The sequence below is a fragment of the Pseudomonas sp. P8_229 genome, assembly GCF_034008635.1.
Lineage (GTDB): Bacteria > Pseudomonadota > Gammaproteobacteria > Pseudomonadales > Pseudomonadaceae > Aquipseudomonas.
Genome location: NZ_CP125378.1, coordinates 5,340,036 through 5,361,740, shown reverse-complemented (window position 1 = coordinate 5,361,740; position 21,705 = coordinate 5,340,036). Strand labels below are relative to the sequence as shown.

Here is a 21,705-nt window from a genome sequence, read left to right as displayed (position 1 = left end):
ACATGCCTGCTATCCCTCTCGAGCATGGATTGGCCGTTGCCGGCATCCTGTTCTGCCTTGGTCTGGTCGGCCTGATGGTCCGCCGCAACATTTTGTTCGTGTTGATGAGTCTGGAAGTGATGATGAACGCCTCTGCACTGGCGTTCATTGTTGCTGGCGCCCGTTGGGGCCAGCCGGATGGACAGATCATGTTCATCCTGGTGATCAGCCTTGCAGCCGCCGAGGCCAGTATCGGCCTGGCGATCCTGCTGCAACTGTATCGCCGCTTCCACACGCTCGATATCGACGCTGCCAGTGAGATGCGCGGATGAACCTGATCTTTCTGACTTTCGTATTCCCTCTGATCGGTTTCCTGCTGCTGTCGTTCTCCCGTGGACGCTGGTCGGAAAACCTCTCGGCGCTGATCGGCGTGGGTTCCATTGGCTTGTCGGCGATTGTCGCCGCCTACGTCATCTGGCAATTCAACGTCGCACCTCCCGAAGGCGGTCACTACACCCTGGTACTTTGGCAGTGGATGGCGGTGGAAGGCTTCAAGCCTGACTTCGCCCTCTACGTCGACGGCCTGTCGGTCACCATGCTCGGCGTGGTGGTTGGCGTAGGTTTCCTGATCCACCTGTTCGCGTCCTGGTACATGCGCGGCGAAGCGGGTTACTCGCGCTTCTTCGCGTACACCAACCTGTTTATCGCCAGCATGCTGTTCCTGGTGCTCGGCGATAACCTGTTGTTCCTGTACTTCGGCTGGGAAGGCGTGGGCCTGTGCTCGTACCTGTTGATCGGTTTCTACTACAGCAACCGCAACAACGGTAACGCCGCACTCAAGGCCTTCATCGTGACCCGGATCGGCGACGTGTTCATGGCCATCGGCCTGTTCATCCTGTTCCAGCAAGTGGGCACGCTGAACATCCAGGAACTGCTGGTGCTGGCACCGCAGAAATTCCAGGTCGGCGACTTCTGGATCACCCTGGCGACTCTGATGCTGCTGGGTGGTGCGGTTGGTAAATCGGCGCAACTGCCGCTGCAAACCTGGCTCGCGGACGCAATGGCCGGCCCGACCCCGGTGTCGGCACTGATCCACGCCGCAACGATGGTGACTGCCGGTGTCTACCTGATCGCCCGTACCCACGGTCTGTTCACCCTGGCGCCGGAAATCCTGCACCTGGTCGGCATCGTGGGTGGTGTGACCCTGGTACTGGCTGGTTTCGCCGCTCTGGTACAAACCGACATCAAACGTATCCTCGCCTACTCGACCATGAGCCAGATCGGCTACATGTTCCTGGCGCTGGGCGTTGGCGCATGGGATGGCGCGATTTTCCACCTGATGACCCACGCCTTCTTCAAGGCCCTGTTGTTCCTTGCTTCCGGTGCGGTGATCGTTGCCTGCCACCACGAGCAGAACATCTTCAAGATGGGCGGTCTGTGGAAAAAACTGCCACTGGCCTACGCCAGTTTCATCGTCGGTGGTGCTGCGCTGGCCGCTCTGCCACTGGTCACCGCAGGCTTCTACTCCAAGGACGAAATCCTTTGGGAAGCGTTCGCCAGCGGTAACCACGGTCTGCTCTACGCAGGTCTGGTCGGCGCGTTCATGACTTCGCTGTACACCTTCCGCCTGATCTTCATCACCTTCCACGGTGAAGCCAAGACCGAAGCTCACGCTGGTCACGGCATCGCTCACTGGCTGCCTCTGTCGGTGCTGATCGTGCTGTCGACCTTCATCGGCGCGATGATCGTTCCACCGCTGCACGGCGTACTGCCGGAAAGCGTTGGGCATGCCGGCGGCGAAGCCAAGCACAGTCTGGAACTCGCTTCGGGCGCCATCGCCCTGGCCGGTATCCTGCTGGCGGCCTTGCTGTTCCTCGGCAAGCGTCGCTTTGTAACGGCAATCGCCAACAGCGGCATCGGCCGTTTCCTTTCGGCCTGGTGGTTCGCTGCCTGGGGCTTCGACTGGATCTACGACAAACTGTTCGTCAAGCCGTACCTTGCGATCAGCCACATGCTGCGCAGAGACCCGCTCGACCAGACCATCGGTCTGATCCCGCGTATGGCCAAGGGTGGTCACACTGCCCTGAGCCGCACCGAGACCGGTCAACTGCGTTGGTACGCTGCTTCGATGGCTGCTGGTGCCGTGCTGGTTATTGGCGCCATCGTGCTGGTAGCGGTCTGATATGAACCTTGCGAATTTGCGAAAGGAAACGAGCCCGTCATGATTCTGCCTTGGCTAATCCTGATCCCCTTCATCGGCGGCCTGCTGTGCTGGATGGGTGAGCGCTTCGGCGCTACCCTCCCCCGCTGGATTGCGCTGTTGACCATGACCCTGGAACTCGCCCTCGGCCTCTGGCTGTGGGCCCACGGTGACTATTCATTTGCTCCGGCGCCTGGCGCCGATCCGACCTGGGCGCTTGAGTTCAAGCATGTCTGGATCCAGCGCTTCGGCATCAACGTGCACCTGGCCCTCGACGGCCTGTCGCTGTTGATGATCCTGCTGACCGGTCTGCTGGGTATCCTCTCGGTCCTCTGCTCGTGGAAAGAGATTCAACGTCACGTTGGCTTCTTCCACCTGAACCTGATGTGGATCCTGGGCGGCGTTGTCGGCGTGTTCCTCGCCCTCGACCTGTTCATGTTCTTCTTCTTCTGGGAAATGATGCTGGTGCCGATGTACTTCCTCATCGCGCTCTGGGGTCACAGTTCTTCGGACGGCAAGAAAACCCGGATCTACGCAGCAACCAAGTTCTTCATCTTCACTCAGGCTTCCGGCCTGATCATGCTGGTGGCGATCCTTGGTCTGGTGCTGGTCAACTTCAACAACACCGGCGTGATTACCTTCAACTACGCCGACCTGTTGAAAACCAAGATGTCGATGACCACCGAGTACATTCTGATGCTCGGCTTCTTCATCGCCTTCGCGGTCAAGCTGCCAGTTGTACCGTTCCACTCCTGGTTGCCTGATGCGCACGCCCAGGCACCGACTGCAGGTTCTGTCGACCTCGCCGGTATCTTGCTGAAAACCGCTGCTTACGGTCTGCTGCGCTTCGCTCTGCCGCTGTTCCCGAATGCTTCGGCCGAGTTCGCGCCGATCGCCATGACCCTCGGTCTGGTCGGGATCTTCTACGGTGCGTTCCTCGCTTTCGCACAAACCGACATCAAGCGTCTGATCGCCTTCTCTTCCGTTTCCCACATGGGCTTCGTGTTGATCGGCATCTACTCCGGCAGCCAACTGGCGCTGCAAGGTGCAGTGATCCAGATGCTGGCGCACGGTCTGTCGGCAGCGGCACTGTTTATCCTCAGCGGTCAGTTGTACGAGCGTCTGCACACCCGTGACATGCGTGAGATGGGCGGACTGTGGTCGCGCATCGCTTACCTGCCGGCGATCAGCCTGTTCTTTGCAGCCGCGTCCTTGGGTCTGCCGGGTACCGGTAACTTTGTCGGCGAGTTCCTGATCCTGATCGGTACCTTCGCCAGTGCTCCATGGATCACGGCGATTGCCACCTCCGGTCTGGTGTTCGGTTCGGTCTACTCGCTGATCATGATCCACCGTGCCTACTTCGGTCCGGCCAAATCGGACTCGATCCTGCACGGCATGGACGGTCGCGAACTGATCATGGTGCTGGGCCTTGCGGCGTTGCTGATTTACCTCGGCGTCTACCCGCAGCCGTTCCTCGACACTTCCGCCGCCACGATGCATGGCGTGCAGCAGTGGCTCGGCACCGCCTTCACTCAACTCGCTTCGGCCCGGTAAGAGCGCTATGGAATTCACGATTCAACACTTTATTGCGCTTGCGCCACTGTTGATCACCAGCCTCACCATTATCGTGGTGATGCTGGCAATCGCCTGGCGCCGCAACCACTCGCAGACCTTCCTGATCTCGGTCGCCGGTCTGAACCTGGCCTTGCTGTCGATCCTGCCGGCCCTGAAAGTCGCGCCTCTGGCCGTGACTCCATTGCTGCAAATCGACACCTTCGCCTGCCTGTACATGGCGCTGATCCTGGTCGCCACCCTCGCCTGCGTCACCCTCGCTCACGCCTATCTGGGCGATGGCGGTTCGGGTTACCCGGGCAACCGTGAAGAACTGTACCTGCTGATCCTGATGGCCGCCGCCGGTGGTCTGGTTCTGGTCAGCGCGCAGCACCTGGCCGGTTTGTTCATCGGTCTGGAACTGCTGTCGGTACCGGTTTACGGTCTGGTGGCTTACGCCTTCTTCAACAAGCGTTCGCTGGAAGCCGGCATCAAGTACATGGTGCTGTCGGCCGCCGGTTCCGCGTTTCTGTTGTTCGGTATGGCGCTGCTGTACGCCGACTCGGGTTCGCTGAGCTTTGTCGGTATCGGTCAGGCGCTGGCTGCAACTGGCCTGCCTAGCTCGCTGGCACAACTGGGCCTGGGCATGATGCTGATCGGTCTGGCGTTCAAGCTGTCGCTGGTACCGTTCCACCTGTGGACGCCGGACGTGTACGAAGGTGCTCCGGCACCGGTCGCCGCGTTCCTCGCCACGGCGTCGAAGGTTGCGGTGTTTGCGGTGATGGTGCGCCTGTTCCAGATCTCTCCTGCTGCCAGCAGCGGTGTACTGAGCGACGTGCTGACCGTGATCGCCATCGCCTCGATCCTGTTCGGTAACCTGCTGGCCCTGACCCAGAGCAACCTCAAGCGTCTGCTCGGTTACTCGTCCATCGCGCACTTCGGCTACCTGCTGATCGCCCTGGTGGCGAGCAAGGGTCTGGCGGTGGAAGCCATCGGCGTGTACCTGGTGACTTATGTGATCACCAGCCTCGGCGCGTTCGGCGTGATCACTCTGATGTCCTCGCCATACAACGGCCGTGACGCGGATGCCCTGTACGAGTATCGCGGCCTGTTCTGGCGCCGTCCGTACCTGACCGCCGTACTGACCGTAATGATGCTGTCCCTGGCCGGTATCCCGCTGACTGCTGGCTTCATCGGCAAGTTCTACATCATCGCCACCGGTGTTGAATCGCACCAATGGTGGCTGGTCGGTTCGCTGGTTCTGGGCAGCGCCATCGGCGTGTTCTACTACCTGCGCGTGATGGTCACCCTGTACCTGATCGAGCCAAACCTGCGTCGCCACGACGCCCAGTTGCACTGGGAACAGAAGGCAGGCGGCGTGATGCTGCTGGCCATCGCCCTGGTCGCATTCTTCCTGGGTGTGTACCCGCAGCCATTGCTGACCCTGGTTCAGCAGGCGGGTCTGGCGGGCTGATTGCTCCGCTAGCACTGGCAACAAATGAAAACGGCACTTCGGGTGCCGTTTTTGTTTTTGCAGGATTCAATATCTCGAGCGCTTGCGCTGGCCTCATCGCGGGCAAGCCCGGCTCCCACCGGTTTCGATGGTGTTCGCAAAGTCTGTACCCACCCTGGACCACTGTGGGAGCGGGCCTGCTCGCGAAGGCGTCGGCACATTCAGCCTCTTCATACCCTGACACCCCGCCGCTATCGCTATTCGGACGCTGCTGCAGGATTGTTCCGGCACGTCAGTTGCGAAGTCTCCTCCCTATCAATCGAACGTTCTCACCACACTCGCCGATTCGTCCTACAGGTGTTTTTACGACCGGCGTCTACCGTTGAAAAAGGGACGAAAAGCAAGGCCAGGAGGCCTTGACCGATTCGATTATCGAGACAACACTATACGTAGGTAGCGTACAGAACATGGATGCTCTATTTATCGAATTGCCTGTGTTTCAGAAGCACCGGGACGACTATCTGGATGACGAACTGTTTCGCAGCTTTCAACTGGAGTTGCTGAAAAATCCGGAAGCAGGCGATCTCATCGAGGACACAGGCGGGCTTCGTAAAATTCGCTTTAGCGACCAACGAAGAGGGAAAGGCAAGCGCAGCGGATTACGAGTGATTTATTACTGGTGGTCAGGCTTTGATCAGTTCTGGCTCTTTACCGTCTACAACAAAAACGAGCAGGACGATTTGACGCCTGCCCAGAAAAAACTTTTCAGAAAAACACTGGATAGAGAACTCAACGCGAGAACCACACTATGAAACGTGACATTTTTTCCGAATTGATGGATGGACTGGAAGCACTGGCCGATGAACGCCAAGGCAAAATCACCTTGCGTACCCACAAGGTTCAGTTGCCAAAACTGATGCCGATCACTGCGGAGGAAGTCGTAGCCATCCGTCAGCAACTTAATCTTTCCCGGTCAGTTTTCGCGATGTATCTACGCACCAACACGCGAACGCTGGAAAACTGGGAGCAAGGACGAGCAACGCCCAATGCTCAGGCCACAACGCTGATCCGTCTGGTCGAGCGTTTCCCCCAAACGATCGAACAGCTCGCAGCCCTGACCTGACCGTTTTCATTGCATCCGCATGACGAAATTGTAATTCCCCCATCACCTTGGCGTTATCCGCAGCTTGTAACGATGTCACCCGGCGACCAATGCCGGCGGGCCCGCCCCGCCGAACAATAAAACCTACGCCGAAGCACGTTCCCGCTCTGCCGATCCCAAGGAGTATTTGATGGTTAACCATAAAAAAATGCCGATGGCCGCTTTAGCGATGGTGGTTGGCTCCGGGCCGTCCATGGTGTTTGCCGAAGACAAGCCCGAGGGCTTTGTCGAAGGCAGCAGCCTGACAGTGCTCAACCGCAGCTTCTACTTCAATCGTGATCACCGCAACGGCCAGTCCAGCCCTACCGGCAACAGCTATTCCGAAGCCTGGGCCCATGCGGTAATCAGCCAGTTCGAATCCGGTTTCACCCAAGGCACCGTCGGGGTGGGTGTCGATGCGTTTGCGATGATCGGGCTGAAACTTGATACCGGTGACGGACGCAACGGTGGCCGCAGTTCGTTTGATGTGTTGCCGGTCAACAGCGACGGTCAGGCGCGGGATGAATACACCAAGGTCGGTGGCGCCGCGAAAGTGCGGGCGTTCGATACGGTGGTCAGGGTCGGTGATGTGTTCCCGGTCAACCCGATGGTGGCGGCCGGTGACTCGCGCCTGCTGCCGGAAAGTTTTCGCGGGGTAACGGCGACCAACACCAGCATCGAAGGCCTGTCGATTCAGGGCGGACGCCTGCATGCGATGAGCCAACCGGTGTCCAGCGACATGCGCGAGAACTTCGTTACGTTCTACGCAGGGCCGGTCAATTCGCCGTGGATCGCTTACGGCGGTGGTGACTATGCGCTGAACAAGAACCTTAGTGTCAGCCTGTATTCCAGCCGCCTCAAGGATGCCTGGAATCAGTACTACGCCGCCACCGCCTGGACCTATCCGCTGTCCGATGACCTGTCGCTGTTCGGTGGTCTGAACTATTACAAGGCCGTCGACGAAGGCAAGCAACTGCTCGGCCAGTTCGACAACAACATCTGGAGCGGCCGCGTCGGTGTCAAACTCGGCGCCCACTCCGTCGCCCTCTCCCACCAGCGCAACAACGGTAACGACGACTTCGATTACCTGCGCCAGTCGGACTCGATCTTCCTCGACAACTCGATCCAGTACAGCGACTTCAACTCGCCGAAAGAACGTTCGTGGATGGTGCGTTATGACCTCGACATGAGCACCTATGGCGTACCCGGGCTGTCGTTCATGACCCGTTACGCGCGCGGCACTGACGCCGACTATTCCAACGCCAACGCCGTGTACATGCGCCGCGATGCCGAAGGCAATCCGCTGACCGACCAAAAACGTTGGGAGCGCGATGTCGAGGTCAAGTACGTGGTGCAAAGCGGTTCGATGAAGGACCTGTCGTTGCGTCTGCGCCAGGCCACCACCCGCGCCACGGCGTTCGAGTCGGATCTGGAAGAAGTGCGGGTGATTGTCGAATACCCGCTGGCGATTCTCTGAGTTTCACGAGCAATACCATTCACCTTTAGAAGCTCCTTGCTCCTTTGGTCAGAGGTGAATTTTTTGGCGTCCTTCGGGGCGCCTTTTTTATGTCCGGACTTTGCCCGGTCAACTGTAGGAGTGAGCCTGCTCGCGATGGCGGTGGACCCGTCGATGAAGATGTTGGCTGTACCGACGCCACCGCGAGCAGGCTCACTCCTACAAGGGTTATGCGGTGGGTTCGACGTTATCCAGTGCCTTGTTCACCGCCAGTTCGCCGAGCATGACGACCTGCGCAATCCCCAGCAGCGTCTTGCGATGCGTGCCCTCCAGCAACGCGGCGAAGTCGCCGAGCATCACCGTGGCCGAGGCCAGGGATTCGCAGGCGTTGGCCAGCAGGGATTCGGTGTCAGCGTCGGGATTGACCAGAAACAGCGCGTTAGGGGTGTATGGCGCGGCCATGACTTGCGGTGCGGGGTTGAGGTAGTAGTCGAGGGCGCGCTCGGCGGCTTCGTGGAGTTTGTGGGTATCGATGGTGGCGTAGGGGGATGTTGGGTCGGGGCCTACAGAAGCATCTGTTTCAGGGGGATTGGGTGTTGGCTTTTTCATGATGTTCTTACTCAGCTTGACGGTGGAGCTGGCCCTTTCGGTTCCACGCGAAAGGGTGGCAGCTGTACGCAGGTTGGAACCCGGGCAACTGAGCAAAACCCGACAGACTCGAAGTCTCCCGCGCACAGCCGCCATAACGGAGTGCACACATGAAAGTGCACAAGCATACGTCATGAAAGGTGCGTTTTGCGTCAGTTAAGCCGCGGGGTTCCAATCCCGATCGCTGATTTGGCAGCGACCCACACAGGCTAGAGAGCGGACGTCCGACGAACAACCTGAAAACATTGTGGGAAGGTTCAGCACTTCCCGCACAAACTTTAAACATTCCGAATCGAAATACGCAACGTGTGCGTCCTCAGCCACCGCTGTTGCGGCACACGCCCGCCACGCTGTATTTGAGGGTGTTTAACTGGCCTTGCGAATCTTCATAAGTCATGGCGGTCGGAACCACCGCGCAACCTGGCTGCGGCTTCACCACGCTGACGATTTTCACCACGTCCAGCTTCATGCCGTATTCGTAGTTCTTCACCACTGGCGCCGCTTTACCCTGTTCGGCGGCGTATTGCTCCATGGCTTTGGCATTGGCGCTGAAGGCACGCTCGAAGGTGCGGTCACCGCCGCCTTCGGCCATGACCAGAGAAGACATCGCCATGACACCGGCGAACGCGATCAACTTGAGCATTTTCATATCCATTTCCTTCCCATCCAGGCTTAAAGAAAAGCCCAGCATCGATGCGCGATGACGGGCTTGATCAAGTGCTGTCGCTTACAGGTTCTTGCTGTTGTCGACAGTTTTTTCATTCACCACCACCGGATTGCCGGCGGCTTTTTCCTTGGCCACGAACAGCTCCATGGAGCGGTCGTTGTTGGTCATCATCCGGTCGAAAGCACGATCACCACCGCCTTCGGCCAAGGCCAGGGAAGACACTGCCAAGGCCACGACAAAAGCACCCATCTGTACAATTTTCATCTTTGATTCCTCGTTTAAGTAACTGACGGGATCAAGGTAACAATCCGAACCTTTCGTGACGGTGGCGTGGAAATTACATATCCGTAATGTGGGCGCAAAACCTGTAGGGATCACCGTTTGGTAGGGATTGGCTCTTCATCGCGGTGATGGGCGAGTTGGTAGAGCGCCGGCAATATCAGCAGCGTCAGGATCGTGGAGGACAGAATTCCGCCGATCACCACCGTCGCCAATGGTCGCTGCACCTCGGCACCCGTGCCGGTCGCCAAGGCCATCGGTATGAAACCCAGCGACGCCACCAGCGCCGTCATCAGCACCGGGCGCAGACGTGTCAGCGCACCTTCGTTGATCGCGTCCGCCAGCGAACGCCCCTCCTCGCGCAAATTGCGGATGAACGCAATCATCACCAGACCGTTGAGCACCGCGACACCCGACAGCGCAATAAACCCGACGCCCGCCGAAATCGACAACGGAATATCCCGCAACCACAGCGCCATGACCCCACCGGTCAGCGCGAACGGAATCCCGGTAAACACCAGCAATCCGTCCTTGAGGTTGTTGAACATCATGAACAACAAGCCGAACACCAGCAGCAACGCCACCGGCACTACAATCTGCAAACGCTTGGCCGCCGATTGCAGTTGCTCGAACTGCCCTCCCCAACTGGTCCAGTAACCGGCCGGGACCTGCACGTCACGCTCAATCACCGCGCCCGCTTCACTGACGAACGAGCCGATATCGCGCCCACGCACGTTGGCGCTGACGATCACCAGACGCTTGCCGTTTTCGCGACTGACCTGGTTCGGCCCGAGCACCAGATCGAGGCTGGCCACATCCTTCAACGCGATAAAACCGATCTGATTCGCCGCCCCGCTCAGCGCCGGTACCGGAATCAACAGCGCCGACAAGCCGTCGATGTCCTTGCGCATGGCATCGGACAAACGCACCACCATGTCGAAACGCCGGTCGCCCTCGTACAACGTCCCGGCCTGACGTCCGCCCACTGCCACAGCGATGGTGTCCTGCACATCGCCGACGTTGAGGCCGTAACGCGCGGCCTTGTCGCGATCGATGTTGATGGTCAGCACCGGCAACCCGGTGGTTTGCTCGACCTTCACTTCAGAGGCGCCGTTGACCTTCTGCATCGCCGCCGCGATTTTCGCCGCGGTGGCGTTAAGTACGTCCATGTCATCACCGAACACCTTCACCGCGACATCGCTGCGCACACCTGAGATCAGTTCGTTGAAGCGCAACTGGATCGGCTGCGACAGCTCATAGTTGCTGCCCGGCAGCGTCGCGGCTGCAGCTTGCAGCTCGGCCATCAAGGTCTCGCGGGATTTGTTCGGGTCCGGCCACTGGTCCTTCGGTTTGAGCATCACGTAGCTGTCGGAGATGTTTGGCGGCATCGGGTCAGAGGCGATTTGCGCAGTACCGGTGCGGGCGAACACCCGTTCAACCTCCGGAACTTTGGCGAGAATAAGGGTTTCCAGCCGTTGCTGCATGTCCACCGATTGCGTCAGGCTGGTGCCCGGCACGCGCAAGGCTTGCAGGGCGAAATCGCCTTCGCTGAGGCTCGGCACAAACTCGCTGCCCATGCGACTGGTCAGCACACCGCTGAGCACGATCACGCCCAACGCAGCGCCAACAGCCACCGTGCGATGCGACATGACCCAGGCCAGCGCCGGTGCATACACACGACGCGCACCGCGCATCACCGCGCCCTCTTCTTCCTTGACCTTGCCGGTGACGAACAGCGCAATCGCCGCCGGGACGAAGGTCACGGACAGCAACATCGCACCGAGCAAAGCGATGACCACAGTGAACGCCATCGGGTGGAACATTTTTCCTTCGACGCCGCTCAGGGCGAAGATCGGCAGGTACACCACCATGATGATCAACTGCCCGAAAATCAGCGGGCGCCGTGCCTCTTTCGCCGCCGCAAACACTTCCTTGAAACGCTCGGCACGGGTCAGCAATCGCCCGTGATGCTGCTGCGCATGGGCCAACCGACGAAGAGTGTTTTCAACGATCACCACAGCGCCATCGACGATGATGCCAAAGTCCAGCGCCCCCAGGCTCATCAGGTTGGCACTGACCTTGTTGCTGAACATGCCGGTGAAGGTGAACAGCATCGACAGCGGAATCACCATCGCAGTAATCAGCGCGGCGCGGATGTTGCCGAGGAACAGGAACAGAATCGCGATCACCAGAATCGCGCCTTCGACGAGATTCTTTTTCACCGTGGCGATGGCTTTGTCGACCAGGTGCGTGCGGTCGTACACCGGCACGGCGATCACGCCTTGCGGCAGGGATTTGTTGATCTGTTCAAGCTTGCTGGCGACCGCTTGCGACACCGTGCGGCTGTTCTCGCCGATCAGCATGAACACCGTGCCGAGCACCACTTCACGCCCGTTTTCGGTGGCCGCACCGCTGCGCAACTCACGGCCGATTTCGACGGTGGCGACGTTCTTCACGCGGATCGGCGTGCCGTCGACGTTGGCCATGACGATGTTGGCAATGTCCTCGGTGCTCGCCACCTGGCCCGGTGCGCGGATCAGCAACTGCTCACCGCTGCGTTCGATGTAACCGGCGCCGACGTTCGCGTTGTTGCGCTCCAGCGCAGTGATCAGATCGGTGAGCGTGAGCTTGTACGCGGCCAGGCGTTTCGGATCGGGGGCGATCTGGTATTCCTTGGCAAAACCACCGATGGTGTTGATCTCGGCGACACCCGGTACGTTGCGCAACTGCGGCTTGATGATCCAATCCTGAATCACCCGCAAATCGGTCGGCGTGTAGGCGCTGCCGTCATCCTTCAGTGCGCCCTCTCTGGCTTCCACAGTCCACAGGAAAATCTCGCCGAGGCCGGTGGAAATCGGCCCCATCATCGCTTCCGCACCTTCGGGCAATTGCTCCTTGGCGATCTGCAAACGCTCGTTGACCAATTGCCGGGCGAAGAACAGGTCGGTGCCGTCCTTGAAGATCACCGTGACCTGCGACAGGCCGGAGCGCGACAGCGAACGGGTCTGCTCCAGTGCAGGCAAACCGGCCATGGCGGTTTCAATTGGAAAAGTAATGCGCTGCTCGGTTTCCAGCGGCGAGAACCCGGCGGCGCCGGTGTTGATCTGCACCTGGACGTTGGTGATGTCGGGCACGGCGTCGATTGGCAGTTTTTGATAACTGGCAATGCCGAGGCCGGCCATGAGCAGAACGGCGAGCAGCACGATGATGCGCTGCTCGATGGCAAACTGGATCAGGCGTTCGAACATGAGGTTCTTCCGGTCGAAGGTAGCGGATCAGTGCGAGTGCTCGGCCGAGGCCTTGCCCAGCTCCGACTTGAGGACGAAGCTGCCGGCGCTGGCGACTTGCACACCGGCGTCCAGCCCTTGAGTGATTTCCACGTGACCAGCTGCACGGCTGCCCAGCTCCACCGTTTGCGCCTTGAAGCCGTCGCCGGTGCGCACGAACACCGTGGGTTTTTCCTCGACCGTCTGGATCGCGGTTTCCGGCACGGCGACTTTTGCCTGACGGCTGTCGGTGGCGACCAGCGCGCTGACGAACAGCCCGGGGCGCCATGAGCCTTGAGGGTTTTCCAAGGTGACGCGAACGGTCGCGGTACGGGTTTGTTCGCCGAGCAAGCTGCCAACATAAGCCACGGTGCCGGTGACTTCGGCTTTCAGTTCAGGCGCGCTGACAGTGACCGGCTTGCCCACTTGCACCTTGTTCAGATCCTTGGGCGAAACACCGAAGGTCACCCACACGCGGGACAAGTCCGACAGGGTGAACGCTGCGGTGGTCTCATCGACCACCTCCCCCGGCGTCAGGTGTTTTTCCACCACCACGCCGTCGAACGGTGCGCGCAGTTCGTAGCGATTGCCGCCGGTGGCGACCACGCTGCCGCTGAGTACGCTGATTTTCTGCCGGGCGTTGTTCATGGCGATTTCCGCCTCTTCCAGCGCCTGCTTCGCCTGCAGGAAATCCTGCTCGGCGGAGATCTTGTCCTGCCACAGCTTTTTCTCGCGCTCGTAGGTGGTGCGCGCCAAGGCCAGGCGACGTTGCGCGGCAGCCTGTTCGCTGCGCTGATCGGAGATTTGCTGACTGGCGATCACCGCCAGCAACTGGCCCTTTTTCACCGGTTGCCCGAGGTTGACCGCCACCGACTCGACCACCCCCGGCACGCGCGGCACGACGTGGGCGGTTCGATCCTCATCGAAGCGCACTTCGCCGGGGAACGACAGGCCGAGACTGATACTCTGCGCCCGCGCTTCGGCCAGTTGAATGCCCGCCGCCGCGATCTGCTCGGCGCTCAGTTCGATGTGCCCTTCTTCGTCATGTTCACCGTCGGCCGCAGCGCCCTCCTCGGCGTGATCCGCGTGTTCGGAGGCCACGTCGGCGTGCGCTTCGATATTGCTCGTGGCCGGCCACATCGAGCCGATGCCGATGCCCAGTGCCAACGTCGCCACCGTGACAACCATCAGTTTTTTATCCATGGAAACTCCTCTGCGCCATGCCATCGCGCAGTTGTCTGAAAGTGAAATTCAAGGGCGGACGCTGAGGTCGCCAAAGATCCGTTCGAGGCGCACACGGGCGTCGGTCGCCTCGCTGACGGCCTGGATGTATTGGCTGCGGGCGGCGATCAGCGTGCGCTGGGCGTCGAGCACGTCGAGGAAGCCGAACTTGCCCATTTCGAAGCCGCGCGTGGCGCTGTCCACCGCACTCTGCGCGGCGGGCAGGATGGTCTGGTTGAAGGCTTTGACTTCGCCGTTGGCGGTCTGCCATTGCTCGAGGCTGGTCTGGATTTCGGTGCGCAAGCGCAGCTCGGTGGCGTTGCGCAGATCCCGCGCCTGATCGCTGCGGCGCGCCGCCGCCAGCACGTTGCCCTGATTGCGGTTGAACAGCGGAATCGGCATCGACAGCCCGACCACATTGACCCGCTCGCGCTCGGTTTCGCTGTACTGGCTGCCGATGCTCACGGTGAGGTCAGGGATGCGCTGGGACTTTTCCAGGCCCAACGACGCTTCGCGCTGATCGATCTGCAACTTGGCCAGACGCAATTCGGCGGTCTGGTTCAGACGCTCGAGCAAACGGGTCGGCGGCGGCACGCTGGCGAGGTTTTGTGTGGCGGCTTGCACGTTGGTCGAGGTCGGCAACGGCGCGCCCATGACCTGCGCCAGTTGTTGATAGACGGTGGCCTGATCGCGCTCGGCGCGGCTCAGTTCCAGGCGCACTTCCGAGAGCTGTACTTGTGCGCGGGTGCCCTCGACCGGTGATGATTTACCCGCCTCGATTCGCCCTTGGGCAACGCGCAAACCGTGCTCGGCCAGTTGCAGTGACTGGCGCGACAACTGCAGGCGTTGCTGCGCGGTCTGCGCGCGGTTGAACGCCTGAATCACATCGGCGCGCAAGGCATTGCGCTTGCGCTCCAGCTCGATGCCGGCCGCGTCCTGCGCACGGCTGGCGACATCGATGCGGGCGCCGCGTTTGCCGCCCAGCTCAATCGGCTGGCTGAGCATCACCGTAGTGGTGCGCGAGTTGCGTCGGGTGTCTTCGGCTTCCCAGGAGACTTCGGGGTTGGGGATCAGGCCAGCCTGCTGCCGATCGCCCTCGGCAATGCCGATTTCCCACTGCGCGGCGGCCAGATCCGGGTTGCCGGCGAAGGCGCTTTGCAGCGCCTGATCCAGGGTCAGGGTCGAGGCACTGGCAAGGCTGGTACAGGCCAACAATATGAGGCCGCTGGCGGTTTTTTTCAGGCGTGATCGCGCCGTCAGTTCTATTAAACCGGGCAATGGAAGACTTCCTTTAGTTCAGGATTTTTCGATGCCGCCACGGTAGAGTTTCTAACTTATCGACAAGGTGACTGAAAAATTACAAATCCGTTATCAACGGTTGACGGAAGTTGTTTTGCCTTAAGATGCGGAGTGCAAACGGCTTCGTCGAAATACATGGAAACAATTACTCGATAGTTATCTGCCGAACAGCACTTGTTTAAATGCAATACAGGGATATTCGCGCTCTCTTGCTGCGACAGGCGGTCGCAGATGGCCGTTTTAAAGGCTTCAACTGTTGACCCTGTAGCCACTTCAGCCTTTACCGTGCACGCCATAAAACTGCTGAAACCGTCCGGAAGCCCCTACAAAAACAACAACTTTCCCGGCCACCCTAATTAAATATCCATTGAATGAAAGTGGTGAAAAATCATGCGAATCCTTGTCGTCGAGGACGAGCTTAAAGCTGCCGAATACTTGCATCAGGGTTTGACCGAAAGTGGTTATATCGTTGATCACGCCGTGAATGGCGCCGACGGTTTGCACCTGGCGCAACAACAGGTATATGACCTGGTCATTCTCGACGTGAACCTGCCGGAACTCGACGGCTGGGGCGTGCTGGAACAACTGCGCCGCACCCACTCAACGCGGGTGATGATGCTCACCGCGCGCGGGCGTCTGGCGGACAAGATCCGTGGCCTGGATCTGGGCGCCGACGACTATCTGGTCAAGCCGTTCGAGTTTCCCGAATTGTTGGCGCGGGTGCGCACGTTGATGCGCCGCAGCGAAAACATCCCGGTGCCGCAGGTGCTGAAGGTGGCCGATCTGGAACTCGATCCGGGCCGCCATCGGGCGTTTCGTGGCGCGCAACGCATCGACCTGACTACCAAGGAATTCGCCCTGCTGCACCTGCTGATGCGCCAGTCCGGCGAAGTACTGACGCGCACGCAGATCATCTCGCTGGTGTGGGACATGAATTTCGACTGCGACACCAACGTGGTCGAAGTCTCGATCCGGCGCTTGCGGGCGAAGATCGACGACCCGTTCGACAACAAGCTGATCCATACCCTGCGCGGTGTCGGCTACGTGCTGGAGGCGCGGCAATGAAGCCGGCCAGCCTGTCGATGCGCCTGGGTTTGACGGTGAGTACGCTCGGCGCATTGTTGGTGGTGTTTCTGGCGATCCTGGCGTATTTCGCCCTGACCCATGAGCTCAATGCACTGTCCCGCGACAGTCTGCAAAAGAAGATGGCGCAGGTCGAGCACAGCCTGTCGATGTACGTCGATGCCAATGAAGTCAGCGGCAAGCCGCATATTCTGCTCGATCAGGTCATGGGCCACGACAACCTGACGCTGACGATTTATGACCGTTCGAATCAGCGTTCACCGCTGCTCAAGTCCGGCTCAGGATTGAAGGATCCGCGCGCCGAATTGCGGGCGGTGCGGGCGACGACCGATCAGTTGACCTACAGCGACAGCACCGATGCCGAAGGCGCGAAATTTCTCACCGCGTCGAAGCTGATTCGACTCAAGGATGGCAGCAGAGTGCCGGTGCTGCTGTCGATGGACAACGCGCATGATCAGGCGCTGCTCAGCGCTTATCTGCGTTCGACGCTGATTGCCTTGCCGTTGCTGCTGGTGTTCATCGGCCTGACCGCCTGGGGCGCGGTGCAACGCGGATTGGCACCGCTGCGCGAGTTCCGCAAGGTAGCGGCGATGGTCTCGACCCGGGATCTGGAGCATCGGCTGTCGGTGGTGAACATGCCGCAGGAGTTGAGCGAACTGGCGCAAGGCATCAACTTCATGCTGGATCGGCTCGATGCCGGCGTGCAGCAGTTGTCGCAGTTTTCCGATGATCTGGCGCATGAGTTGCGTACGCCGATCAATAACCTGATGGGCAAGGCGCAGGTGACGCTGTCGCGCGAACGCTCGGTGGATGAGTACAAGGACGTGCTGGTGTCGTGCACCGAAGAGCTGGAACGGGTGGCGCGGATTGTCTCGGACATGCTGTTTCTGGCACAGGTCAGTCATCCGTCGGCGCTGGCGCCGTTTGAGTCGGTGGATCTTGAGGTTGAAACAGCGAAAGTCGCGGAGATGTTTTCGTTGTCGGCGCAGGACAAGGACATTCATTTGAATGTGGTCGGTAGTGCGTCGGTGTTGGGGGATCGCTTGATGATTCAGCGGGCGATTTCGAACCTGCTGTCCAATGCGCTGCGGCACTGCCCTGCCGGGAAAACGGTGACGTTGTTGATCGATCAAGGCGCGACGCAGGCTTCACTGCTGGTCAGCAACCCCGGCGTGGGGATTGAAGCGCAACACTTGCCTTATTTGTTTGATCGCTTCTACCGCGTCGACAGCAGCCGCTCACGCTCGCAGGGCAGCACCGGGCTGGGGCTGGCAATTGTGCGGTCGATCATGAGCCTGCATCAGGGTGTGGCGGAGGTGAAGAGCTTGCCCGGCGCCATGACCGTATTCAGGCTTGGGTTTCCTGCGGTGACGCCAATGGCCCCTTCGCTTGCAGGCAAGCTCCCACAGTGATTTGCGGGGTACTCAGGTTTTGTGGGCACCACTGAAACCTGTAGGCCTTCGCCTGCTCGCGATGGCGGTGGGTCAGTCGACACTTTTGTACGATTTTTTACCGATTTGCTCCATCCCCACACAAACGCCGAAAGCTCTCGCCGCAACCTCCGTTTTGTCCTACAGCCAGTTTGAGTACATAGCTCTATGGTGGAGGCATGGCAGAAGGAAAACCGACGAGAGGCTAAAAATGAACAGGGATATCGTTTGCGAATGGGCTGAAGAAGTCTATGGTTTGGCAGCGTTGAAATATTCTGGCTATATTTGTCCAGAATACAGGGGTGAGCTGATGATCATCGTTCCGCTGGCTGAAGCCAAAAACAATTTATCCAAACTCGTCGATGATGCCGCTGCTGGCCAAGTCATCACGATTGCCAAGCATGGCCGGGCGATGGCGCGCCTCGTTCCCGTAGGAAAACCCAGCGCTCAGCGTATTGGCGCAATGAAAGGCAAACTGGTGTTGCCCGATGATTTCGATTCACCATTGCCCGATGAAATGCTTGATGCATTTGAGGGCACTCAAGCATGAGGCTTCTGCTCGACACGCACATTTTGCTCTGGACGCTCAGTGATGACGCCAGACTGTCCGGCAAAGCCAGAAAACTGATTGAGAACGCCGCCGAAATCTACATCAGTGCCGCCACCTTCTGGGAAATGGCGATCAAGGTCGGGCTCGGCAAGCTGAATGTTGATCTGGAAGAAATCCGCCAATATTGTCTCGACAGTGGCTTTATCGAACTGCCAGTGACTGCAGAGCACGCCATCGCCGTGAAGGATCTTGAGCACCATCATCGCGATCCGTTTGACCGCATTATCGTGGCCACAGCAATGACCGAACCGATGAAGTTGCTCACGGCTGATGCTTTGGTTGCTCGCTACACCGATCTGGCTGTTCTGGTCTGATCAAGACACATCCAGTACCGGCACACATCAATGCTGGCGGCGCGTCAGTCGATATCTTTTTCGTCTGACACGCCGCTATCGCGAGCAGGCGAAGGCCTACAGGTTTTTGTGTCGTTCACAGATGCGGTGTACGCCGCGAACCTCTGTGGGAGCGAGCCTGCTCGCGAAAGCGGTAGATCAGGCAGTAAAGAAAACGGCACCTTCCGGTGCCGTTCGCCTTTTACACATCAGCCATCACTTGCGCGCATCCGCCCATGATTTCAGCAGTTGGTTGTAGCTCACAGTCTCGCCCTGGGGCTTCTCGTTGGCCAGTTTCGGCTTCGGTGCGCCCGGCTGATCGAACCAGTACTGCGCGTCGCGTTCCGGGTTCATCTTCGGTGCGCAAGTGGCCTGGGCCTTGGAGCGTTCGAGGCGCGTCATGATCGCGTCCTGATCCTTGGCCAGGCCATCCAGCGCCTGCTGCGGGGTTTTCTCGCCGCTGGCCGCTTCGGCGATGTGGCTCCACCACAATTGCGCCAGACGCGGATAGTCCGGCACGTTAGTCCCGGTCGGGGTCCATTGCACGCGGGCCGGGCTGCGGTAGAACTCGACCAGGCCACCGAGTTTCGGCGCCAGATCGGTCATTGCCTGCGAGTTGATGTCCGACTCGCGAATCGGCGTCAGACCCACAATGGTTTTCTTCAGCGATACGGTTTTCGAAGTCACGAACTGCGCATACAGCCACGCCGCCAGTTTCTGTTTCTCAGGCGTGGATTTCATGAACGTCCACGAACCCACGTCCTGATAACCGAGCTTCATGCCCTCTTCCCAATACGGTCCGCGCGGCGATGGCGCCATGCGCCATTTCGGCGTGCCGTCGGCGTTGACCACCGGCAGGCCCGGTTTGGTCATGTCGGCGGTGAACGCGGTGTACCAGAAGATCTGCTGGGCGATGTTGCCCTGCGACGGCACCGGGCCGGACTCGGAGAAGGTCATGCCCGCCGCTTCCGGCGGTGCATAAGCCTTGAGCCAGTCGACGTATTTCTGCGTAGCGAACACGGCGGCCGGGCCGTTGGTGTCGCCGCCACGAGTCACGCTGGAACCGACCGGATGGCAGTCCTCGACGCGAATACCCCATTCGTCCACCGGCAAACCGTTGGGCAGACCCTTGTCGCCACCACCGGCCATGGAGAACCAGGCATCGGTGAAACGCCAGCCGAGCGACGGGTCTTTCTTGCCGTAGTCCATGTGCCCGTAGACGCGCTTGCCGTCGATTTCCTTGACGTCTTCGCTGAAGAATTTGGCGATGTCTTCATAGGCCGACCAGTTCACCGGCACACCGAGTTCGTAGCCGTACTTTTCCTTGAACTTGGCTTTCAGATCGGTACGCTCAAACCAGTCGGCGCGGAACCAGTAGAGGTTGGCGAACTGCTGATCAGGCAGTTGATAGATCTTGCCGTCCGGCGCGGTGGTGAACGAGATGCCGATGAAGTCCTTGATATCGAGGGTCGGCGAGGTGAAATTCTTGCCTTCGTTGGCCATCAGGTCGGTGATCGATTCGGTCTTGCCGTAGCGAAAGTGCGTACCGATCAGGTCCGAGTCGTTGACCCAGCCGTCGTAGATGTTCTTGTCCGACTGCATCACTGTCTGCATTTTCTCCACCACGTCGCCTTCTTGCAGCAGGTCGTGGGTGAGTTTGATCCCGGTGATTTCGGTGAAGGCCTTGGCCAGCACCTTGGACTCGTATTCGTGGGTGGTCAGGGTCTCGGAAACCACTTTGATTTCCATGCCGCGAAACGGCTCGGCGGCCTTGATGAACCACTTCAGTTCTTCGAGCTGCTGATCGGCCGTCAGGGTCGACGGTTTGAATTCGCTGCCGATCCATTTTTTCGCAGCGTCTTCATAGGCATCGGCCCAGGCAGATGCGCTCAAACCGCTGAGTGCCAGCATGGCTGCCAATGAAATGCTATGTCGCAGCTTATTGTTTTTATCGAACATAGAGACCTCCAGTTAGAGTTTCGGAGCACGATTGCCGAGCGACTCGACTAGCCCCAGCGCATCACAGCCAACAGCCACACCAGGGACAACGCGGACGCCACCCAGATGCTCCAGTCGGTGACGCCGATTACCAGCAGATGCAGGTAGGCGCTGCCGAGAAGACCGATGAACAAGCGATCGCCACGGGTGGTGGCAATCGGCAGAAAACCTCGCCGCAGGATGCTCGGCGAACGCAATTCCCAAGTGGTCATGCCCACCAGCAGCAGGCCGATGGCGATAAAGAACCCCGCCGTGGGGGTGGTCCAGCTCATCCATTCCATCATGCGTTCCTCAGACCCGACCCAGGGCAAAGCCCTTGGCCACGTGGTTGCGAACAAACCAGATCACCAGCATGCCCGGCAGGATGGTCAGCACCCCCGCCGCCGCCAGCACGCCCCAGTCGATGCCCGACGCCGACACCGTGCGCGTCATGACGGCTGCGATCGGCTTGGCGTTGACCGAGGTCAACGTTCGCGCCAACAGCAGTTCGACCCAGGAAAACATGAAGCAGAAAAACGCCGTCACACCGATGCCGGAGCCGATCAGCGGAATGAAAATCTTCACGAAGAACTTGGGAAAGCTGTAGCCGTCGATGTAGGCGGTTTCGTCGATTTCCTTGGGCACGCCGGACATGAAGCCTTCAAGAATCCACACCGCCAACGGCACGTTGAACAGGCAGTGCGCCAATGCGACGGCGATGTGCGTGTCGAACAGCCCAATCGACGAATACAACTGGAAGAACGGCAGCAAAAACACCGCCGGCGGCGCCATGCGGTTGGTCAGCAGCCAGAAGAACAAGTGCTTGTCGCCGAGAAAGCGGTAGCGCGAAAACGCATAGGCCGCCGGCAGCGCCACACTCAGCGAAATCACCGTGTTCAGGCTCACGTAATACAGCGAGTTGAGATAACCGTTGTACCAACTCGGGTCAGTGAAGATCACCTTGTAGTTGTGCCAAGTGAAATCCTGCGGAAACAGCGTCAGGCCGCCGAGGATCTCGGTGTTGCTCTTGAACGACATGTTCAGCAGCCAGTAGATCGGCACCAGCAGGAACAGGATGTACACCAGCAACGGAATAAGCTTTCTTTTGCTCAT

Annotated in this window: 19 protein-coding genes and 1 pseudogene; 11 read left to right on the top strand and 9 right to left on the bottom strand. The window is 59.5% G+C overall.

Features of this window, described 5'->3' with window-relative positions:
* The first annotated feature begins 2 nt into the window (after positions 1-2).
* From nuoK to QMK55_RS24055, 7 genes and pseudogenes are all read left to right on the top strand, one after another.
* Positions 3-311 (top strand): NADH-quinone oxidoreductase subunit NuoK, encoded by a 309-nt coding sequence (nuoK, locus tag QMK55_RS24085; protein ID WP_003223790.1) that lies wholly within the window; start codon positions 3-5, stop codon positions 309-311.
* Positions 308-2,161 carry an NADH-quinone oxidoreductase subunit L gene (nuoL, locus tag QMK55_RS24080; protein WP_102357808.1) on the top strand — a complete coding sequence of 618 codons (1,854 nt, stop codon included), beginning with the start codon at positions 308-310 and terminating at the stop codon, positions 2,159-2,161. Before nuoK ends, nuoL begins: the two co-directional genes overlap by 4 nt.
* Positions 2,162-2,200: 39 nt before the next feature.
* A complete protein-coding gene (gene nuoM, locus QMK55_RS24075; protein ID WP_102357806.1) occupies positions 2,201-3,733 on the top strand; it encodes an NADH-quinone oxidoreductase subunit M in 1,533 nt (510 codons plus the stop codon).
* Between the two features lie 7 nt (positions 3,734-3,740).
* Positions 3,741-5,204 (top strand): NADH-quinone oxidoreductase subunit NuoN, encoded by a 1,464-nt coding sequence (gene nuoN / locus QMK55_RS24070; protein ID WP_007920173.1) that lies wholly within the window; start codon positions 3,741-3,743, stop codon positions 5,202-5,204.
* Positions 5,205-5,650: 446 nt separating this feature from the next.
* Positions 5,651-6,002, top strand: a pseudogene (locus QMK55_RS24065) (toxin).
* A complete protein-coding gene (locus QMK55_RS24060) occupies positions 5,992-6,306 on the top strand; it encodes a helix-turn-helix domain-containing protein (RefSeq protein ID WP_007964870.1) in 315 nt (104 codons plus the stop codon). The pseudogene QMK55_RS24065 and the gene QMK55_RS24060 overlap by 11 nt, the downstream one beginning before the upstream one ends.
* A gap of 169 nt (positions 6,307-6,475) precedes the next feature.
* Positions 6,476-7,801, top strand: a complete 1,326-nt coding sequence (locus QMK55_RS24055; protein ID WP_320330092.1) for an OprD family porin — start codon at positions 6,476-6,478, stop codon at positions 7,799-7,801.
* Positions 7,802-8,008: 207 nt separating this feature from the next.
* Here the strand turns inward: QMK55_RS24055 and QMK55_RS24050 are convergent, their stop codons facing one another.
* The 6 genes from QMK55_RS24050 to QMK55_RS24025 all read right to left on the bottom strand — a co-directional run bounded on the left by QMK55_RS24050 (position 8,009) and on the right by QMK55_RS24025 (position 15,139).
* Positions 8,009-8,389: a DUF6124 family protein gene (locus QMK55_RS24050; protein WP_102357803.1), complete on the bottom strand. Its 381-nt coding sequence runs from the start codon at positions 8,387-8,389 to the stop codon at positions 8,009-8,011.
* 355 nt (positions 8,390-8,744) lie between these two features.
* Positions 8,745-9,077: a DUF2790 domain-containing protein gene (locus tag QMK55_RS24045; RefSeq protein ID WP_102357802.1), complete on the bottom strand. Its 333-nt coding sequence runs from the start codon at positions 9,075-9,077 to the stop codon at positions 8,745-8,747.
* Between the two features lie 78 nt (positions 9,078-9,155).
* Entirely contained in the window at positions 9,156-9,359 is a 204-nt protein-coding gene (locus QMK55_RS24040) for a co-regulatory protein PtrA N-terminal domain-containing protein (RefSeq protein WP_102357800.1), read from the bottom strand.
* Between the two features lie 110 nt (positions 9,360-9,469).
* On the bottom strand, positions 9,470-12,622 hold the full coding sequence (locus QMK55_RS24035; RefSeq protein ID WP_320330091.1) for a CusA/CzcA family heavy metal efflux RND transporter: 3,153 nt from the start codon (positions 12,620-12,622) through the stop codon (positions 9,470-9,472).
* A 27-nt stretch (positions 12,623-12,649) separates the two neighbouring features.
* Positions 12,650-13,843 (bottom strand): efflux RND transporter periplasmic adaptor subunit, encoded by a 1,194-nt coding sequence (locus QMK55_RS24030; RefSeq protein WP_320330090.1) that lies wholly within the window; start codon positions 13,841-13,843, stop codon positions 12,650-12,652.
* Positions 13,844-13,891: 48 nt separating this feature from the next.
* Positions 13,892-15,139: a TolC family protein gene (locus tag QMK55_RS24025; protein ID WP_320330089.1), complete on the bottom strand. Its 1,248-nt coding sequence runs from the start codon at positions 15,137-15,139 to the stop codon at positions 13,892-13,894.
* Between the two features lie 411 nt (positions 15,140-15,550).
* On the opposite strand from QMK55_RS24025, the gene QMK55_RS24020 reads away from it, so the two are divergent.
* The 4 genes from QMK55_RS24020 to QMK55_RS24005 all read left to right on the top strand — a co-directional run bounded on the left by QMK55_RS24020 (position 15,551) and on the right by QMK55_RS24005 (position 18,597).
* Positions 15,551-16,225, top strand: coding sequence for a heavy metal response regulator transcription factor (locus QMK55_RS24020; RefSeq protein WP_102357794.1), 675 nt, complete (start codon positions 15,551-15,553; stop codon positions 16,223-16,225).
* Positions 16,222-17,655 (top strand): heavy metal sensor histidine kinase, encoded by a 1,434-nt coding sequence (locus QMK55_RS24015; protein ID WP_102357793.1) that lies wholly within the window; start codon positions 16,222-16,224, stop codon positions 17,653-17,655. The genes QMK55_RS24020 and QMK55_RS24015 overlap by 4 nt, the downstream gene beginning before the upstream one ends.
* A gap of 229 nt (positions 17,656-17,884) precedes the next feature.
* Positions 17,885-18,223: a type II toxin-antitoxin system Phd/YefM family antitoxin gene (locus QMK55_RS24010; protein ID WP_242207617.1), complete on the top strand. Its 339-nt coding sequence runs from the start codon at positions 17,885-17,887 to the stop codon at positions 18,221-18,223.
* Entirely contained in the window at positions 18,220-18,597 is a 378-nt protein-coding gene (locus QMK55_RS24005; protein WP_064389299.1) for a type II toxin-antitoxin system VapC family toxin, read from the top strand. Before QMK55_RS24010 ends, QMK55_RS24005 begins: the two co-directional genes overlap by 4 nt.
* 234 nt (positions 18,598-18,831) lie before the next feature.
* On the opposite strand, the gene QMK55_RS24000 is transcribed toward QMK55_RS24005, so the two are convergent.
* The 3 genes from QMK55_RS24000 to QMK55_RS23990 are packed head-to-tail and all read right to left on the bottom strand — an operon-like array spanning position 18,832 to position 21,705.
* Entirely contained in the window at positions 18,832-20,574 is a 1,743-nt protein-coding gene (locus QMK55_RS24000; protein ID WP_320330088.1) for an ABC transporter substrate-binding protein, read from the bottom strand.
* Positions 20,575-20,621: 47 nt separating this feature from the next.
* Positions 20,622-20,894: a DUF2160 domain-containing protein gene (locus tag QMK55_RS23995; protein ID WP_102357790.1), complete on the bottom strand. Its 273-nt coding sequence runs from the start codon at positions 20,892-20,894 to the stop codon at positions 20,622-20,624.
* 10 nt (positions 20,895-20,904) lie between these two features.
* Positions 20,905-21,705: a carbohydrate ABC transporter permease gene (locus QMK55_RS23990; protein ID WP_102357788.1), complete on the bottom strand. Its 801-nt coding sequence runs from the start codon at positions 21,703-21,705 to the stop codon at positions 20,905-20,907.

Coding starts and splice junctions, on each gene's coding strand:
- nuoK (WP_003223790.1), top strand. CDS start 3: ATGCCTGCTATCCCTCTCGAGCATGGATTGGCCGTTGCCGGCATCCTG.
- nuoL (WP_102357808.1), top strand. CDS start 308: ATGAACCTGATCTTTCTGACTTTCGTATTCCCTCTGATCGGTTTCCTG.
- nuoM (WP_102357806.1), top strand. CDS start 2,201: ATGATTCTGCCTTGGCTAATCCTGATCCCCTTCATCGGCGGCCTGCTG.
- nuoN (WP_007920173.1), top strand. CDS start 3,741: ATGGAATTCACGATTCAACACTTTATTGCGCTTGCGCCACTGTTGATC.
- QMK55_RS24060 (WP_007964870.1), top strand. CDS start 5,992: ATGAAACGTGACATTTTTTCCGAATTGATGGATGGACTGGAAGCACTG.
- QMK55_RS24055 (WP_320330092.1), top strand. CDS start 6,476: ATGGTTAACCATAAAAAAATGCCGATGGCCGCTTTAGCGATGGTGGTT.
- QMK55_RS24050 (WP_102357803.1), bottom strand. CDS start 8,389: ATGAAAAAGCCAACACCCAATCCCCCTGAAACAGATGCTTCTGTAGGC.
- QMK55_RS24045 (WP_102357802.1), bottom strand. CDS start 9,077: ATGAAAATGCTCAAGTTGATCGCGTTCGCCGGTGTCATGGCGATGTCT.
- QMK55_RS24040 (WP_102357800.1), bottom strand. CDS start 9,359: ATGAAAATTGTACAGATGGGTGCTTTTGTCGTGGCCTTGGCAGTGTCT.
- QMK55_RS24035 (WP_320330091.1), bottom strand. CDS start 12,622: ATGTTCGAACGCCTGATCCAGTTTGCCATCGAGCAGCGCATCATCGTG.
- QMK55_RS24030 (WP_320330090.1), bottom strand. CDS start 13,843: ATGGATAAAAAACTGATGGTTGTCACGGTGGCGACGTTGGCACTGGGC.
- QMK55_RS24020 (WP_102357794.1), top strand. CDS start 15,551: ATGCGAATCCTTGTCGTCGAGGACGAGCTTAAAGCTGCCGAATACTTG.
- QMK55_RS24015 (WP_102357793.1), top strand. CDS start 16,222: ATGAAGCCGGCCAGCCTGTCGATGCGCCTGGGTTTGACGGTGAGTACG.
- QMK55_RS24010 (WP_242207617.1), top strand. CDS start 17,885: ATGAACAGGGATATCGTTTGCGAATGGGCTGAAGAAGTCTATGGTTTG.
- QMK55_RS24005 (WP_064389299.1), top strand. CDS start 18,220: ATGAGGCTTCTGCTCGACACGCACATTTTGCTCTGGACGCTCAGTGAT.
- QMK55_RS24000 (WP_320330088.1), bottom strand. CDS start 20,574: ATGTTCGATAAAAACAATAAGCTGCGACATAGCATTTCATTGGCAGCC.
- QMK55_RS23995 (WP_102357790.1), bottom strand. CDS start 20,894: ATGGAATGGATGAGCTGGACCACCCCCACGGCGGGGTTCTTTATCGCC.
- QMK55_RS23990 (WP_102357788.1), bottom strand. CDS start 21,705: ATGAGCAAAAGAAAGCTTATTCCGTTGCTGGTGTACATCCTGTTCCTG.